Below are 16,186 nucleotides of genomic sequence, written 5' to 3'. Positions count from 1 at the left end.
CTAGCAGGCCTGTGAAAACAGAGGGTTAGTGCTGACGATCCCCGTAGAGCTGGGCGTATAGCCCCTGCCGGGCGATCAGCTCGTCGTGATGGCCCTCCTCGATGATGCGACCATCCTCGAACACGTAGGCCCGGTCGGCCTGTTTCACAGCGCTGAGGCGGTGGGCGATGATCAGGGTGGTGCGCTGTTTGAGGAAATCCTCCAGCGCCTGATGCAGCTGGTATTCGGTTTCCGCATCCAGCGCCGAGGTGGCCTCGTCCAGGATCACCACCGACGGGTCCGAGAGCACCATGCGGGCAATCGCCAGCCGCTGGCGCTGGCCGCCGGACAGACGCACGCCCTGGCGGCCAATCCTGGTTTCCAGCCCCTTGTCCATGGCCTGGATGGTGAGGTCCAGTTGCGCGATCCGCAGGGCATGCCACAGCGCCTCGTCGCTGTGCTCGCGCCCCATGGTCAGGTTCTGGCGCACGGTGTCGTTGAACAGCGCGGGATGCTGAAGCACCGTGGCCACATGCTCGCGCAGGCACTCCAGCCCGATACGCCGAACTGGCACGCCGTCGATCAGGATCTCGCCCTGGGTGGGCGTGTACATGCCCAGGATCACCTGAACCAGGGTGGATTTTCCGCCACCGCTGGCGCCGACAATGGCCACTTTCTCGCCCGGCGCTACATCCAGGTTGATGTGCCGCAGCACGTCTTCTTCGCCGTAGCGGAACGAGACGTCGCGCAGGGCCAGGCTGACGGTGTGGCGGTTCTGGAACGGGTTCTCCAGCGCCGGATAGCGCGGCTCTTCCTTCAGCTGCAACAGTCGGTTGATCCGGGCCAGGGCGGCGTTGGCGGCGTAAAACGCGTACTGCATGTTCAGCATTTCCTGCACCGGCGTCAGCATGAACCACAAGTAGCCGAAGATGGCGAACATCATGCCGATGCTCAGGTCACTCAGCAGCACGGTGATCATGGCGGCGGCACGGAAGCTGTCCACGCCGAACTGGAACAGGGTAAAACTGGCGCGGGTGGCGGCGTCGCTGCGCCACTCGAACTGCACGGCGTGATCGCGTACGCCGCGGGCCCGGTCGACCAGATGGCGCAGATAGTGCCCTTCGCGATTGGCCGCACGCAACTGGTGGATGGCGTCGAGAGTTTCGGTCAGGTCGCCCTGGAACACCTCGTAGGCGCTGTTCTCCCGCCGCTTGAGTTCCTTCACCCGCTTGCCGATCAGCATGGTGCAGAAGATCACCAGCGGATTGAACAGCAGGATCAGCAGGCCCAGCTCCCAGTGGACCCAGAGCAGCACACCCCCCGTCCCCAGCACCGTCAGGCTGGCCACCAGGAAACGGCTGATGGTGGTGCCCAGGAACTTGTCGATGGTGTCCAGATCGGTGATGAAGTGGGCGGTGACGGCGCCGGACCCGAGGGTTTCGTATTCCGACATGGCGATGCGCCCGAGCCGGCCCAGCAGACGTTCACGGATCCGGAACACCACGTCCTTGGAAATGATGGAAAACTCCCGCGACTGGGCCACGTTGAAGGCCAGCGCCAGGACGCGCATCAAAAACGCCAGGAGCACCATGGACGCGATGTAGACCGCCGGCATCTGCCAGCTTTCCGGTAGCACCGAGTTCATCACCGGCAGCACCGGGCCCGGCTTGTCCAGCAGCACCTCGTCCACCAGCACCGGCAGCAACAGGGGCAATGGCACGCTCACCAGCGTCGCCAGCACGGCAATGATATTCGCACGCACCAGCCGGCGCCGGTGGGTCAGCGCGAAGCGGGCGATCTGGCGCCAGGTGTAGGCCTCGTGAGGGGCTGTCGCGGTCTCCACGGACCGGAGGTCGGGCTGGTGTCGGGTCAATCATGCCTCCCGGGCCCGGAGCGGCCTGCAGTCACCGGCCGGGCAAGAATGAATCGTCTGTCTCTGTATTCTAACGGAACCGCGTCGCCCGCCGTGTCCGCAATTTTACGAAAAGCCAACATCCTGAGCGCCACCGGCGCTGGTCCCGTCTCCCGCCTTCTGCCATGATTGTTGGCCAGATCAACACCTTAGCAGCGCGACGTGAAACACTACTGTCATTACCATCCCAATACCGCCGCCAAGTGGCACTGCAATCACTGCCAGCAGGAATTTTGCCTGGTGTGCATGCCCGACGCCGACACCCATCGCCGGCACGGCACCTGCCCGCACTGCAGCCAGACCATGCGCTACCTGGGCGCGGCAACGCAGGTGGAGCCGTTCTGGAACCGGATTCCCGCGTTCTTCCGCTATCCGTTCCATTCTGATCCGCTGATGGTTGTGGGCATCTGTACGTTCGTGCCACTGCTGCTGGATCGCAACCTGATCGGCCTGGTAGTGAGCCTGCTGTTGCTGCTGGCACTGTTCAAGTACACCTACGCGGTCATCCGCCACACCGCCGACGGCCACATGACGCCTCCGCCGCTGGCGACCGCGTTCACCGGCTCAGGGTTCGGCATCGTCCTCCTGCAGTTGCTGGTGTTTATCCTGATGGGGGCGCTGGTCTACAGCGCCGGCCTGGTCGGGGGGCCGTTGCTGTCACTGGTGGCCATGGCCTTCGTCATCCTGGTGCTGCCGGCCAGTGTGATGATCCTGGGGATGGAAGAAGCGGTGGGACCGGCGGTGAATCCGGCCCACCTGATCTCGCTGATTTCCCGCATTGGCTGGCCCTACTTCGTGCTGTACGGGCACCTGGTGCTGATGATGCTGGCCAGCGCCGCCGTGCAGGAGTTTGCCGTTAACCATTTCGCGCCGATCGTCGCCCAGCCCCTGTCCGGCTTTATCAGCAGTACCTTCACCCTGATTTTCTTCCACATGATGGGCTACCTGCTGTTCCAGTATCAGGAAGAACTGGGCTTTGCCAGTGACCTGCAGGACGATGAGACCGTGCGCCGGGAGCCGGACCGCTCGCTGCGGCTGGACGCCGACATCGATATGAACCTAAAGGACGGCAACTACGAGCGGGCGCTGAGCCTGATCAAGTCCGGCCTCAAGAGCCATCCGAGCCACCCCCAGCGTCTGGGCCAGCTCTACCGCTTGTTGGTGGCCCTGAACGATAACGGCGAACTCTACCGGGCCCATCCGCGGCTGCTGCAATGGCTGGCCGATCAGCGCGATGCCGAGGGTCTGGCGGACTTCCTGCAGCGACTGGAGAAAGTGGAACCGGGCTTTCGACTAGACGATCCGGCCCTGGCCGTCGCCTGCGCCCGGGTCCTGAACCACTATGGGCAGCACCGCGAGGTGCTGCGTTTACTGCAGGATTTCCACAAGCGATTCCCGGACAATGACGAGCTGGCACCGGCCTACCTGCTGGTGGCGCAGTCCCTGGCCCAACTGGGGCAGTGGGAAAAGGCCTCGGCCTTTCTCAACTTCATCCAGAAGCGCTGTACCGGCCACGCCCTGCATGCGTCGATCGACACCTACCTGGAGCAGGCGCGCAACCAGCAACCGCTGCGCGGGCCCGCGGCCCGTTTCGGGACCGATCAGGCCTGACCCAATTGCCCCAGCAGATCGCGGTAGTGACGCGCCTTGGGCGTCATCTGCCGCTTCTCGAACTCGGCCGCCAGCATACGGCAGGCTTCCTCCACCAGTGACAGGTCTCCGGCGGCCCGCAGGCGTTCGAACACCCTCTCCGCCGTTTTCAGGTCACCGCTGCGCAGGCCCGCAAAGAAGACCCGGTTGTGGTCCTCCGCCGCCAGCGGATGATGCGGCTGCCCCTTGCCCTGGTATTCCTGCCACACCGCCAACATGCGCTCGGGCTGATGGCGGGCCTGGGTGGCCTGCATCAGTTCCCGGGCTCGGTCGCGGTAGGCTTCACTGTCCGGACGCAGCTTGGCCAGCTGGTACAGGTGCTCGAGCAGGACGATCCGCTCCGGATGCCGCTGCCACAGGGCCTCGAACTGCAGCCGGGCCTGCTCGAAATCCAGCGCGCTGATCCGGCCCATGGCCTGGCTGTAGGCGCTGCGGAAGCGTTCTTCCTGTTCGTCCTCTTCCGGTTCGTAGAACGTCTCACGGGGCTGTAACCAGCTGCGACCCAGCAGCCAGACCAGGCCCGCGCCCACCGCCAGGCCGCCGGCGTGGGCAATGTAGGCCACACCCGTGGCGCCGGCGAAGAAGTGATCGTAGATTTCCTTGCCGATCCAGACGGGCAACAGGGCCAGGGCTGGCGCCCGGAAATAGTCGAAATAAACGCCGAGAAAGTAGAAGAAGCGGATGCGCTGGCGGCCGAACAGCGCCACGTACATCCCCATCAGGCCGGCAATACCGCCGGAAGCCCCCACCAGCGGCAGGTACTGCCCCCAGTTGAAGCCCGCCCACACCAGCCCCGACACCGCGCCGCAGAACAGGTAAGCCAGCAGGAATTTCACCGGACCCAACGCGCGCTCCACGGTGAAGCCCAGCATGAAAAGCACCAGCAGGTTGCCGATGATGTGCATCCAGCCACCGTGCAGGAACTGGTAGCTGACCAGGTCCGCCAGCGACAGGTCGGCCGGCACCACGCCGGCGGCCATGGCGGAGACATGGCTGACGTAGTCGTCCTGAATGGGGATCCGGTGCTCGGCCCAGTAGGTGCGTTGCTCCGTCGACCAGATCACGGACTGGTTGTCCCGCAGGTAATGGTAGAAACCGGCGTCGCTCAGCAGCACCTGGGCCAGGACAATGCGCTGGTCCTGGGCGATCAGGTCCCGCACCGAGCCCAGTCGTGCGGTCAGGCCGGTTTCACCCTCCAGCCGGATGCGGCGTTCCAGATAGGTTTCGTAGGCCGGCGCCTCCAAACGGTCTAAGTCGGCATCCAGGTACTGTTCGATGGCCGAGCCCATCAGGTGTCTGTCACCGGATTGGTAGAACAGGAACACCAGCAGGCAGGTGAGCATGATGCCCAGCGTCATCCAGGGCGGGCGGCGCCAGTCCACGGCGCGTTCGACGGGAATTATCAGCATAGTACGTCCATGGCTACGGACAGCCGTCGCAGGTCCTGCCCGATTTCATCACATTTCATCCGATCCGGTCTGCTTTTTACCACAGCGGTGCCAGATTATCGCGCTGAAATAGATCCTGAGAGACAGAGACGGGGCCGGCGCCCCCAACCGACGATCAGGAGTTTTTCCATGCCACAGCGTTTGTCATACCCCTTTCACACAGTCCGCATTCAATCTGAGGCGGGCCGATGGCGGTTCGCCGCAGGCGCCCTGCTGCTGGGCGTTATCAGCGGCTGCGCCTCCAGCGGCGGACCGGAAAACGAGGCGACCACGGCGACTCCGGCCCAGCCGGCCGTCGCCGACACCCGTCAACACATCGACCAACGGCCAATTGCGACACAGGCAGCAGCCGACAATAGTGAGCCCAAAACGGATGATCGCATCGCCGATGCACCTGAGGAAAAAGATATGACCGTTCTCGTCCTGGACAACCCGGAACTGATGGCCCACGCGGCCCAGGTACAAGCCAGCAACGCACAGGTGAATGCGATGGATGACAGCCCCCGCAAGCCGCACCAGATGAAGTTCTACTTCGGCTTCGACAAGCATCGTCTGTCGGAGGAAGACCAGGCCATCCTGCGCAAGCACGCCGCCTACATGAAGGCCCACCCGGAAGTGACCGTCAGCATCAACGGCCATACCGACAGCCACGGTCCGGAAGAGTACAACGCCTTCCTGTCCCGCCTGCGGGCCAACAGCGCGGCCAAGATCCTCAAGAGCGAAGGCATCGACGAGAGCCGCATCGAGGTGGTCGGCTGGGGCAGTCACAAGCCGCTGACCAACCCGGAAGACAGCGCCGCCAACCGCCGCCTGGATCTGGACTACCACAGTGAGCAGATGGCGAAGGCCCAGTAATCGATTCTCCCTGCCTCCTCTCAATCCGGCGTGTCGCCTGATACGCCGGATTGAACCCGCCCAGCGAACCTGCGATTCTTTCCCCTTTCCTGACCCGCTACCCCTTGCCAAGGAGGCGACCCATGCGCCCAATGACGCTCAGTGCCCTGATGACCGCGGTTCTGCTGACCGGGTGTGCCAGTCAGACACCGGAAACGGAACGCTCACCGTACGGCGTCTGGGAAGGCACCCTGCCCTGCGCGGATTGCCCGGGGATCGAGACCCGCCTGACCCTCTACCGGGAACCGGACACCTACAAACTGACCGAGACCTATCAGGAGCGCAACGGCGATGTCACGGAACGGGAAGGTCAGTGGCAGGTCCTGCCGCCCACCGATCCGATGGATCTGGGGCGCATCAGCCTGCAGGGGGACAATGGCAAGGTCGTCCGGATGTACCGCCGGCTTCCGGAAGGGGATCTGGAAATGCTGAACCGCGACGGCGAGCGCATCCAGTCGAAGCTGAACTACACCCTCCGCCGCAAACGGCTCTGAGGATACCGGGTTAGAGGGAAACCTGGACCACGTTAAGCAGCGTCAGTGCCGCCATGACCAGGATCGACAGCCAAGTGAACAGCGTGCCGAACATGCGGCTCAGCGCATAGCCACCGCGACTGCGGATAAAGCCCCAGGCGTGCAGCAAGCGGCCCACAATGAACAGCATGCCGATGGCGTAAACGTAAATCACGTAGACCCCGTTCAGCTCACCCAGCCCCATCAGGATCAGTGTGATCGGGGCGTATTCCACCAGATTGGCGTGGGCACGGATCGCCACCTGGATATCCTTCTGACCACCATCGCCCATACCCACATTGAGCTTGCGACGGAACAGCGACACCCGCAGGGCGAGGAACAGCATCAGGATGGCCGTGATGGCGGCAAAGACGGCGGTAACCGGTACGATCATTCTCCAGGAATCTCCACAACGGCAGTGAGGGAGCCCCGGGACATTCCCGGAGGCTCCATGGCGGCGTTCACGCCTTCTTGATGGCGCTCACGATCCATAACAATACGATGGCCCCCACGGTTGCGGTCACCAGCGAGCCGATGGTGCCGTGGGAAGACAGCCCCAACAGACTGAACAGGAAGCCACCGATCAACGAGCCGACAATACCAATGCCGATATTGGCGAGTACGCCAAAACCACGCCCTTTCATGATCAAACCGGCCAGCCATCCGGCGACGCCGCCAATGATCAGAAACAGAATCAGATTCATCGCATCACTCCCTTTCGCCACTCTGAAGCCGGACACCGTGACCCGGCTGCACCTTGCCGCCCCATGCGACAATCCCCCACATACCGAAGGAAAAGCGCTGCGAAGTCAAGCAGTCACGACGAAGGTAAAGACCTCACGCCCATTCCCCGGTTCCCATCTCGTGGATGGCCTGGCTCATCTCTCGATGGCAACGGGCCATCAGTTCGGGAACATCGTCGGAGGACAGGTCGCGGGTTTCGACGGGCGGCAGCACCCGTAACCGCACCGGGCGGCGTCGGCCGAGCAGTCCCCGGGTTTCCGAGCGGTAAGCCTCGGCACAGACCATGGTGATGGGCGCATTGGCGGCGATGGCCGCGTAGAAGGCCCCTTTCTTGAACGGCTGCAGGTTTTCACCGTGGCTGCGTGTGCCTTCGGGAAAGATCCACAGGCTCTTGCGTTCCCGGGTCATCGCCTCCGCCGTGGTCTGGATCACGGCGACAGCGCGGCTGGAGCGCTTGCGGTCGATCAGGACATTGCCGCCCAGCCAGAACACCTGCCCGAAGAAGGGAATCCAGCGCAGGGACGCCTTACCGATCGCCACGGTGCGCGGCGGCAGCAGATCGCCCATCAGGAACAGGTCGTCGTTGTGCTGGTGGTTGGCAATGATCACGGTCGGCCGGTTCAGGGGCATGTTGTCGTAACCATCCAGAGGGCGCTCCAGCCCCAGCAGACAGCGGCCGGTGCGGGCGAGCGCCCAGCCCAGGATACGGGTGTTATCGGGATTGAAAGGCCGCGCCAGGCAAAGAAACAGGCCCAGCAGGCAGAGGACAGGCACCGACAGCCACGCCAGCAGTGCTCGTAAAAAACGCATCGGGACAGACTCCACAGCTCACCAAACGGCGCACACCTGTGCGCCGGACCGCATAGGATATCGATCCGGGTCGTTTATTGGAACCGTGATAAACAGGCCAGCAGCCCGTCAGGACAGGAGTCGGGCCATTTCCCGGCACTGCTGACAATGGGCGGCGGTGCAGGTTTCATAGTCGTGCAGAACGACGCCGTAGCTGTAATCCACAGAAGCCCCCCGGCGATGGGCGTCCACATCTTCGATGTAGGCCTTCACCGATTGCTCCGCCTGTTCGAAAGACTCGAAAGGCCCCAGCGTGGTTTTTTCCCGCGTCGTGAAATACCAACGTCGCCCTGCCGCGAAATAGCGGCTTGACCGGGGCGGCAATGGCCCGTGCTCTCCTTGCCGTTTCTGCAGGAACATGACACTGTCTCCGATTAGTGTGCATCAAATGTGCGCCGGAATCTGACTTTTGTCAAACAATGTCAAAGTCCTACGTTGGCAGAGGTCAATAGATCACTTCCGGGCGGGTTCCTTGCCTGCTTTTGGGCCGGCCTGACGGCGATCTGGCTGTCTGTTTTCAACCCCTCCAGATCCTCAGCTTCAATAACATAACGCAGCGGTCCGTGGGGATCGAGTGCGTCGAACGGGTAGCAAGTCACCAGGATCAGCCGATTGGTGCCATCCGGCCGGTAATCCAGGCGTGACCGCCGGGAATCCACCACCCGTTCGTTCACCACCCGATAGCGATGCCAATCGCCGTCGAGGCCCTGCAGCGCCAACCGATCCCCCACCCGGATTTCCTGCAGCACACTGAAATGGGTATCGCGGTGGCCGGCCAGAATCACAGTGCCGGCATGGCCTGGCAGCGCCGAAGCGGTGACGTGGCCCGGCCCGAAGGCCAGGCTTTCGCCGCTGGTGCCCGCCAGCACCACCATGGGGTCGTTCCCATCCGGCAACCGCAGCCGTCCCACGGGCCAGGTATCCGCCCAGGGCCAGGGCCGGTTGCGGGCCTGTTCGGCCTGGCTCTGGGCCCAGGCCATGTTGAGCAGTTCCTGGGCCAGCTGCGCTTTCAGGGGAATCCAAAGGCCGACCACCAGGGTGATGGCGGCGGCGACGGTCAGCGTCATCAGCGCGCGCATCATCCGAAGACCCTCCGCCGGGCCAGGAACACGCCAAACGCCGGCATCAGGCCCGCCAGGCCGATCAGGATCAGCAGCGACGAGGGCGTGGCGGTTTGCGGGTAGCGCAGCATGCCCGGAGTACTGCCCGCCGGCAGCAGGGTCGGCACGGACTCGGCTTTCAGCTTGTCTTCCCGGGTCCGGACCGGTGTCTGATCCACGGCCACGAAACTGGTATAGGGCGTCACCAGACCGTGGGCGAGCGCCAGCGGCGTAACTTCGGCACGGATATCCGCTTCGGAGGCTCCGTAGATGCGCTGGTCACTGATCTGGTCGATTTGCTGACGCGCCCAGTAGCGATGCAGGCCCTGGCCGGGTGCCGCAGCGTCCAGTTTCAGGGCGCGTTGCCAGGGCGTGCCGTCCGGCAACTCGCCGCTCAGCTTGAGTTCACCGACCGGCGCCTGGCCGCGGGCCACCAGTACCAAGGGCTCCCCTTGGAACAGATCGCCGGGACGTTCGGGAAACGCCGTCGGCTGGTTCGGCCAGCTCGCCGAGAGATGGCCCAGCACCGGAGCGGCCATGCGATCCAGCAGGCTCCCCAACTGGCTGCCGATTTCAGCGCTGCTGCCTACCGCGGTGAACGTCCCCCGGCCGAAGCGGGCCGCCTCGCGCATAAAGTGCATATTGGGGGCCGAACCGATGCCCACGGTGAACAGTCGAGTGCCGCCCAACTGGTCGTGAATCTGCTGGAACAGCGCCTGCTCGTTACCGACGGCACCGTCGGTCATGAACAGCACCTGGCGTACCTGGGTGGACGGTTTTTCACTGGCGGGCCCCTGCTGGCGCAAGGCCCGGTCCAGGGCCGGTGACATTTCCGTTCCGCCGTTGGCCGACAGGTTGGCCGCGTACTGACGCGCCGCTCGCAGTGAGTCGGCGCTCACGTCGCGAGCGCTGCCGAACAGGGCCGACGTGGTGCTGTTGAACTGGATGATGTTGAAGCGGTCCCCGGGTTTCAGCGTTTCCAGCCCGGCCAGCAGGGCCTCACGCGCCTGGCGGATGGATTCACCCGCCATGGAGCCGGAGGTGTCCACCACGAAGATCAGCTCCCGCGATAACGACTGTCCGCCGTTCAGGCCGGGGACGACCATCGCCAACAGATAGTCTTCGCCGTCGTACTGTTCGTGGAAGACGGCCGCGGAAGGCGTCTGCTCCCGCTTCGGGCGCCAACGCACCACCACGTCCCGGTCCATGGTGACGCCGTCGCCCTTGGGGCTCACCTCCACCTGCTGGCCGCGCCAGACCGAATCCAGCGCGTGACTGGGGCTGACCACCTGCTCGATCGGCAGGCCGGCGTTCAGGGTCAGGTGCACCTGGGCCCGATGACTCCCCGCCGGCACATCGCCGGGATTGACGGTGTAGGGACTGATGGCGTCGGCATCCGGCACCTCGGTGGTGGGCACCGCCCAGCCCTGTTGCCAGGCGACCGGTTTGGGATCATCCACCAGCGGTTCGCCCGGCATGTAACGGGGCGTCAGGGTGGTGGGCAGGCGCAGGCTGAATTCGCCATCCCGGTAGGTCACCCGCTGCTGGTAGCGCAGTTCCACGGTGACCGTTTCGCCCGGCGGGATATTGGCCACGCGCGTGGTGAACAGGTTGGGCCGTTGCTGTTCCACCTGGGCGGCCTGCTTGCCTTCGGACTTGGCCTTTTCGTAGGTCTTGCGGGCGTCCTCCCGGGTCTTGATCTCGCCCACGATGACCCGCTCACCGATATGCAGGCGCATGGCGTACACGCTGGCCTTCTCCGGTAGGGGGAAGACATAGGTACCCTCGCGCCAGTCGTCGCTGGTGTTGCGGAAGGTCTGTTTGAGGCGGGTATCGGCCAGTAATGCGCTGACGTTGACGCGATAATCGGTGTTCAGCGCCAGCGCCGTTTCGATTTGCCCTGACGGCGTCATCAGGCGCAGTTCGCCGGTACCGGGCGACTCACTCGCCCGCGCAGCCGCCGATTGCAGGACGAAAAACAACGCCACCGCCAGCCACAGACTGATGCCTTCCATCACCCGCAATAAACGGGGCCGGGAGGTCGTTTTCGAGCGCAGGCCACGGGGCCGAGACAGGGTCAGGTTTTGCACAGCATGTCCTCTTTGCCATTCGATTTTTGGCTATTACATCGTCCGGGAAAGGCAAAGCCGTGGGAGAACCTGTCGGGATTGCGGGTCAATCGTGATCAATTGTGGCAAATGGACCGTCAATGCTTGCGAGGGGCCCCCGGCATGTTTAAATAGCCGTCAGTCTTTAGGGAAGCTGTGAGCCGGATGTATGAAACGCCATATCGTGCTAGTCGAGGACGAACCCGCGATCCGGGAAAATTACCGGGACGCCCTGCAACGACGGGGGTACGAGGTGACGGTCTACGCCGGCCGCCCGGAAGCCCTGGAGGGTCTGAAAGGCCCGCTGCCCGACCTGGCCATCATCGACGTGGGCCTGGGTGAAGAAATCGAGGGCGGTTTCGACCTCTGCCAGGCCCTGCGCCAGCGTTCGGCGCTGCTGCCCATCATTTTCCTGACCGCCCGCGACAGCGACGCGGACTCGGTTGCCGGCCTGCGCCTGGGCGCGGACGACTACGTCACCAAGGACATGAGCCTGGACCATCTGTTCGCCCGTATCGCCGCCTTGCTGCGTCGGGCGGACGCCTGGTCCCAGAGCAGCCAGCAGGCCGATGAGAAACTGCAACGGGGCCGCCTGGCGCTGAATGTCGACCGCATGACCGCGGAATGGGACGGCCAGGCCGTGGAGCTGACCGTCACCGAATTCTGGATGCTGCACTCGCTGGTCCAGCACCCGGGCCACGTTCGCAGCCGCACCCAGCTGATGGAGGCGGCCAACACCGTCCTCGACGACAACACGGTGACCTCCCACATCAAACGCATCCGGCGCAAATTCCAGCAGACCGATCCGGCGTTCGACGCCGTGCAGACGGCCTACGGCTTCGGCTACCGCTGGAACGCCCATGAATCCTGAGTCTGCATGGTCCGCCTGACCCTCAAACGCCAGCTGCTGATCGCCTGCCTGCTGGTGTTGCTGATTCCCTGGGCGGGCCTGCAGTTCGTGCTGGAGCTCGACTCGGCGCTGCGTGCCCAGGCCACCGAGCAGCTGGCCCGGCAGTCCGCCCGGCTGCAGCACCTGATCGAGAACGACCGCGCCAGCCTCAACGCCCTGCCAGCCCCGGACCAACGGCTGCTGTACGCCCAACCGTTGACCCGGCACCTGTTCATCGACGGTTACGGCGACGACTGGCCCAGTTGGGACGAGGACACGGATTCCGCCTACGCCAGCCCGATCTCGGCAGACGATCCGGTGCAGTGGCGCGCGGCCGTGGACGGCCAGTCCCTGTATCTGCTGATCCGCGTACGCCAGGCGCCGGGCCGCTATTTCAATCCGGGTGATCCCGAGGCGCCCCACGCTCACCTGCGCCTCTACCTCAACGACAACGGCCACGCCATCACCCGTGAAATCCGCACGCCGGCGCCCGGCCCGGTGGTGGGCGCCGCACCCGATGGCGGCCCCGGCGACTACCGGGTCACCGGCGTCTGGCAGGCCACGGCGCAGGGTTATCAGGTGGAGCTGCGAATGCCCCGCCCCGCCCTGAACAGCGAAATCGGCTTCGAAGTCTGGCACCCGGACCCCAGCCTGAGCGGCGGCTACCGCCTGCTCGGGCATATGGGTTACGACGCCGGCCACCACCTGCCCCACCTGCTGTATCCGCTGACCGTCTTGGGCGGCGAGATCCAGCCATTGCTGGGTTCGGGCCAGCGGGTGCTCTTGCTGCACGACAAGGGCTGGGTCCTGGTGGACAGCCACGGACCGCTGCAGGAAGACACTACGGATTTCGACAGCCTGGGGCCCGGGCAGATCGTCGAACAGATCGCCCTCAATGGCCTGCGCGCCCTGCTGCGTCGCTTCCAGCCCGATCCGGCACCGCTTCCGGAGGCGTCGCCGCGTTACGCGGTGCCCACCATCCCCGAGCAGGGACTGGTGCGTCACGGTGACGAGGAGTCTGCACTGGTGTATCGGCGCACCCTGACGACACCGTCCGGCGCGCCGGTCACGCTGGTGCTCGAACAATCGCTGAAGGACATCCTGGCCCTGTCCGGCGATACGCTGGGCCGGGTGATCGTCCGCAGCGTGCTGTTCGTGGGCCTGCTGGTGCTGACATTGCTGGGCTACGCCAGCTGGCTGTCCTGGCGGATCACACGGCTGCAACGCAGCGTGGCGGCGACGGTGGACGCCGATGGACGCCTGCTCAAGCGGATTCCGGAGAGCCGTGCCGGCGATGAACTGGGCGAGCTGTCCCGCCAGTTCAGCCGGCTGATCGACAACCTGCACGGCTATACGGACTATCTCGAGAGTTTTGCCCGTCGCCTGTCCCACGAGCTGAAAACACCGGTGGCGGTGGTGCGCTCGTCGCTGGAAAACCTGCGCCACGATAACCCGGAGGTGGCCAACTCGCCCTACATTGACCGGGCCAACCAGGCCACCGACCGCCTCAGCCAGATCCTGCAAGGCATGAGCGAGGCCGCGCGGCTGGAAAAGAGTTTCGAGCAGGCCGAACGGGAATCCTTCGACCTGGCCGACGTGGCCGCCCAGGCCACCGCGGCCTACCAGAGCCTGGATCCGGACCACAACATTCGTTACGAGGGACCGACATCGGGCTGTCCGTTTGAGGGCTCACCGGAACTGCTGGTCCAGTTGCTGGACAAGCTGGTGGACAATGCCCGGGATTTCACCCCGACCGGCGGCCTGATCGAAGTGCGGCTGGAGGATCGGGACGCGGTCTGGCACCTGCAGGTGTTCAATGCGGGAGCGCCGCTGCCCGCTCACCTGACCAGCGAAATCTTCAGCCCGTTTGTCTCCCTGCGCGAAGGCCAACAGGATGGCCACCTGGGCCAGGGGCTGCAGATCGTGCGGCTGATTACCGACTACCACGGCGGGCACATCAGCGCCCGCAACGTCAGCGATCCCGACGGGGTGGTGTTCGACCTGCTCCTGCCGCGTCACCGGCCCCATCCACCCCAGAGCTGACGGGCAGCCACCGGTCCTTTCTGGTAGGCTGACGCGTTCAGAGAACAACCAACGCCCACGGATCGGGCAGGAGAACGCAGGATGCGCACGTCCCTACTGATACTCATGCTCGGTATGGGTATCTGTCCGGCGGTGTCCGCCGCCATCTATCAATGTCAGGGTCCCAACGGCCAGGTGATCTTTTCCGACTCGGCTTGCTCGAAGCATGCAAAAGAGGTCGAGGTCCATCCGGTGACCACCGGCGGTCGACTGGATACCGGCACCGACGTTGAAGTCTGGCAACCCGCCCACCACGCCAGCCGCAAGACATCAACCAATGGCTGCGATCTCGGTTACATCCAGTCGACCCAGCTGCGCACCTGGCGGGCGCGGCGGCAAGTCAAGGCGGGGATGAGCGCTCAACAACTCAATTACGTGCTGGGGGATCCAGACCACAAGGAAGGCCAGTGGTGGGTCTACGAGCGCCGCGGCAAGGAAACCGGGCGCTACAGGGTGCGCGGTGGCTGCCTGGTGAGCTGGCGCTGAACCGATCGCTCAGGCCGGCTGGCGGGCCAGGTAGACGGTGTTCGACGATTCGCCGTTCTGGAACGGATTGAAGAAGCTGACGACCTTCGCTTCCACATCCGTGAAGACGGCCCCCAGATCCGCCATGAAGGCGTCTGCCGGCGGCTCATTGGACCAGACCGCGAAAATGCCACCCGGCTTGAGCTGCCGGCTCATCAGGCGCAGGCTGTCCGGCTGGTAGAAGCTGGCGTTGCCCTCGTCCAGGAAATCGCTCGGGGAATGGTCGATGTCCAGCAGGATGGCATCGAACTGGCGCCCGGGTTGCGACGGATCAAACCCGCCCTCGACGGCCAGGTCAAAGAAGCTGCCGTTCACGAAGCGGCAGCGATCGTCCCGGTTGAACACGGCGCCCAGCGGGACTTTTTCCTGCTGGTGCCAGCGGATCACCGGTTCCAGCATTTCCACCACCAGCAGCTCACCCACGCGCTTGTCGCGCAGCGCGGCGTCGGCGGTATAACCCAGCCCCAGACCGCCCACAACCACTGCAAAGTCATCGCCGGTCAACGCACCCAGGCCCAGGTCCGCCAGCGCCATTTCGGCGTCCACGAACATGCTGGACATGAGGAATTCCTCGCCCAGTTTCACTTCGTAGATATCGCGGTCGCCCAACGCCGGAATGCGTCGCCGCCGGAGTGTGATCTCGCCGATGTCGGACGGCTGGCTATCAATCTCTTCGAAGAGTACGCCCATCTCGATGTCCCCGTTAAATAGCCGTACAGACTATCATTCGTAGACCAGGAAAGCCCTTCGGCCGGCCTTGCTTGTCGTCGAATCGATGAAAGTTCATGCTGGACGGTTTCGAAGGCAACGCCCGCGCGGGGCCCATCAGGACAAGGAGAGCGTCTTTGATTGACTGGCTCAACCAACACAGTGGCGTATTACAGGTCATCACCAGCGTCTGCACGCTGGCCATCTGGCTGTTCTACGCGCAGCTCCTCTACACAACCTACCGGCGGGATACTCGACCGCGCCTGCTGATCAACAAGGGCGTGGGCAAGGACGATCTGGATTCCCCCTGCCTGATCTGCAACATGAGCAAGGAGCCCATCTTCATCCAGTGCCTGGTGGTGGAGCTGGAAACGTCGGAAGGGGTTTTCTGCACCACCGCCACCGATCCGGACGAAAGCCTGGACGATGACGAGAACCGCAAACCCGTCCGCGAACGCACGCGGCAAGGGCCGCTGCACAATGGCGCCTGTATCGAGGTGAAGAGCTTCCGGGAGTTGATCGAGCGGGCCGCGGTTGCCGGCGGTGTCCAGGTGGACAACGGGTTACCCCGGAACCGGGAGGTGGACTTCCTGTCCCTACGGCTGACCATCATCTCCATCTACGGACCGGAAGACCACCCATTCGGTGCAGCACGGACCTTCAGCCTGGACTGCAGCGATGTACAATGCCCACAGATCCAGCCGATGTCACTGGATACCGAGCGCCTGACCTCGCGCAAGGACAAGCGTCTGGTCGAGCAGTGGCTTTGGGAGTATATCTAGGAAG

16 protein-coding genes are annotated in these 16,186 nt (G+C 64.1%); 7 read left to right on the top strand and 9 right to left on the bottom strand.

The features are described 5' to 3' along the window. Positions 1-25: 25 nt before the first annotated feature. Positions 26-1,852 carry an ABC transporter ATP-binding protein gene (locus tag EB809_RS09770; RefSeq protein WP_411711064.1) on the bottom strand — a complete coding sequence of 609 codons (1,827 nt, stop codon included), beginning with the start codon at positions 1,850-1,852 and terminating at the stop codon, positions 26-28. A gap of 201 nt (positions 1,853-2,053) precedes the next feature. On the opposite strand from EB809_RS09770, the gene EB809_RS09765 reads away from it, so the two are divergent. After that, positions 2,054-3,502 (top strand): hypothetical protein, encoded by a 1,449-nt coding sequence (locus EB809_RS09765; RefSeq protein ID WP_223807903.1) that lies wholly within the window; start codon positions 2,054-2,056, stop codon positions 3,500-3,502. Here EB809_RS09765 and EB809_RS09760 read toward each other — a convergent pair. After that, positions 3,493-4,950 (bottom strand): rhomboid family intramembrane serine protease, encoded by a 1,458-nt coding sequence (locus EB809_RS09760; RefSeq protein ID WP_123634629.1) that lies wholly within the window; start codon positions 4,948-4,950, stop codon positions 3,493-3,495. The genes EB809_RS09765 and EB809_RS09760 overlap by 10 nt on opposite strands. 447 nt (positions 4,951-5,397) lie before the next feature. Here EB809_RS09760 and EB809_RS09755 point away from each other — a divergent pair, with 447 nt between their 5' ends. After that, positions 5,398-5,844: an OmpA family protein gene (locus EB809_RS09755; RefSeq protein WP_123634628.1), complete on the top strand. Its 447-nt coding sequence runs from the start codon at positions 5,398-5,400 to the stop codon at positions 5,842-5,844. A gap of 122 nt (positions 5,845-5,966) precedes the next feature. Next, positions 5,967-6,377: a copper resistance protein NlpE gene (locus EB809_RS09750; RefSeq protein ID WP_123634627.1), complete on the top strand. Its 411-nt coding sequence runs from the start codon at positions 5,967-5,969 to the stop codon at positions 6,375-6,377. A gap of 10 nt (positions 6,378-6,387) precedes the next feature. On the opposite strand, the gene EB809_RS09745 is transcribed toward EB809_RS09750, so the two are convergent. The 6 genes from EB809_RS09745 to EB809_RS09720 form a co-directional block, all read right to left on the bottom strand. Then, entirely contained in the window at positions 6,388-6,789 is a 402-nt protein-coding gene (locus tag EB809_RS09745; RefSeq protein WP_123634626.1) for an MAPEG family protein, read from the bottom strand. Positions 6,790-6,856: 67 nt separating this feature from the next. After that, positions 6,857-7,099: a GlsB/YeaQ/YmgE family stress response membrane protein gene (locus EB809_RS09740; RefSeq protein ID WP_123634625.1), complete on the bottom strand. Its 243-nt coding sequence runs from the start codon at positions 7,097-7,099 to the stop codon at positions 6,857-6,859. A gap of 133 nt (positions 7,100-7,232) precedes the next feature. After that, complete coding sequence (locus EB809_RS09735) at positions 7,233-7,949, bottom strand: lysophospholipid acyltransferase family protein (protein ID WP_123634624.1); 717 nt, start codon at positions 7,947-7,949, stop codon at positions 7,233-7,235. A gap of 108 nt (positions 7,950-8,057) precedes the next feature. Then, entirely contained in the window at positions 8,058-8,348 is a 291-nt protein-coding gene (locus EB809_RS09730; protein WP_123634623.1) for a DUF6316 family protein, read from the bottom strand. Positions 8,349-8,410: 62 nt separating this feature from the next. Continuing rightward, the gene (locus EB809_RS09725) at positions 8,411-9,070 is read right to left on the bottom strand and encodes a class GN sortase (protein ID WP_123634622.1); all 660 of its coding nucleotides are present in this window, start codon (positions 9,068-9,070) and stop codon (positions 8,411-8,413) included. Next, a complete protein-coding gene (locus EB809_RS09720; RefSeq protein ID WP_223807902.1) occupies positions 9,067-11,178 on the bottom strand; it encodes a marine proteobacterial sortase target protein in 2,112 nt (703 codons plus the stop codon). Before EB809_RS09720 ends, EB809_RS09725 begins: the two co-directional genes overlap by 4 nt. Before the next feature lie 187 nt (positions 11,179-11,365). Here EB809_RS09720 and pdsR point away from each other — a divergent pair, with 187 nt between their 5' ends. From pdsR to EB809_RS09705, 3 genes are all read left to right on the top strand, one after another. After that, positions 11,366-12,067, top strand: a complete 702-nt coding sequence (gene pdsR / locus EB809_RS09715) for a proteobacterial dedicated sortase system response regulator (protein WP_123634621.1) — start codon at positions 11,366-11,368, stop codon at positions 12,065-12,067. A gap of 6 nt (positions 12,068-12,073) precedes the next feature. After that, positions 12,074-14,128 carry an ATP-binding protein gene (locus EB809_RS09710; RefSeq protein WP_223807901.1) on the top strand — a complete coding sequence of 685 codons (2,055 nt, stop codon included), beginning with the start codon at positions 12,074-12,076 and terminating at the stop codon, positions 14,126-14,128. Positions 14,129-14,209: 81 nt separating this feature from the next. After that, positions 14,210-14,653 carry a DUF4124 domain-containing protein gene (locus EB809_RS09705; RefSeq protein WP_123634620.1) on the top strand — a complete coding sequence of 148 codons (444 nt, stop codon included), beginning with the start codon at positions 14,210-14,212 and terminating at the stop codon, positions 14,651-14,653. Positions 14,654-14,662: 9 nt separating this feature from the next. Here the strand turns inward: EB809_RS09705 and EB809_RS09700 are convergent, their stop codons facing one another. Then, entirely contained in the window at positions 14,663-15,382 is a 720-nt protein-coding gene (locus EB809_RS09700) for a spermidine synthase (protein ID WP_123634619.1), read from the bottom strand. Between the two features lie 155 nt (positions 15,383-15,537). Here EB809_RS09700 and EB809_RS09695 point away from each other — a divergent pair, with 155 nt between their 5' ends. Then, positions 15,538-16,182: a hypothetical protein gene (locus tag EB809_RS09695; RefSeq protein WP_123634618.1), complete on the top strand. Its 645-nt coding sequence runs from the start codon at positions 15,538-15,540 to the stop codon at positions 16,180-16,182. The last annotated feature ends 4 nt before the right edge of the window (positions 16,183-16,186 follow it).

The organism is Marinobacter sp. R17 (assembly GCF_003789045.1).
Taxonomy (GTDB): Bacteria; Pseudomonadota; Gammaproteobacteria; order Pseudomonadales; family Oleiphilaceae; genus Marinobacter_A; species Marinobacter_A mangrovi.
Note: the sequence above shows the minus strand (reverse complement) of the source record. Positions and strands in the feature narration are given on the sequence as shown.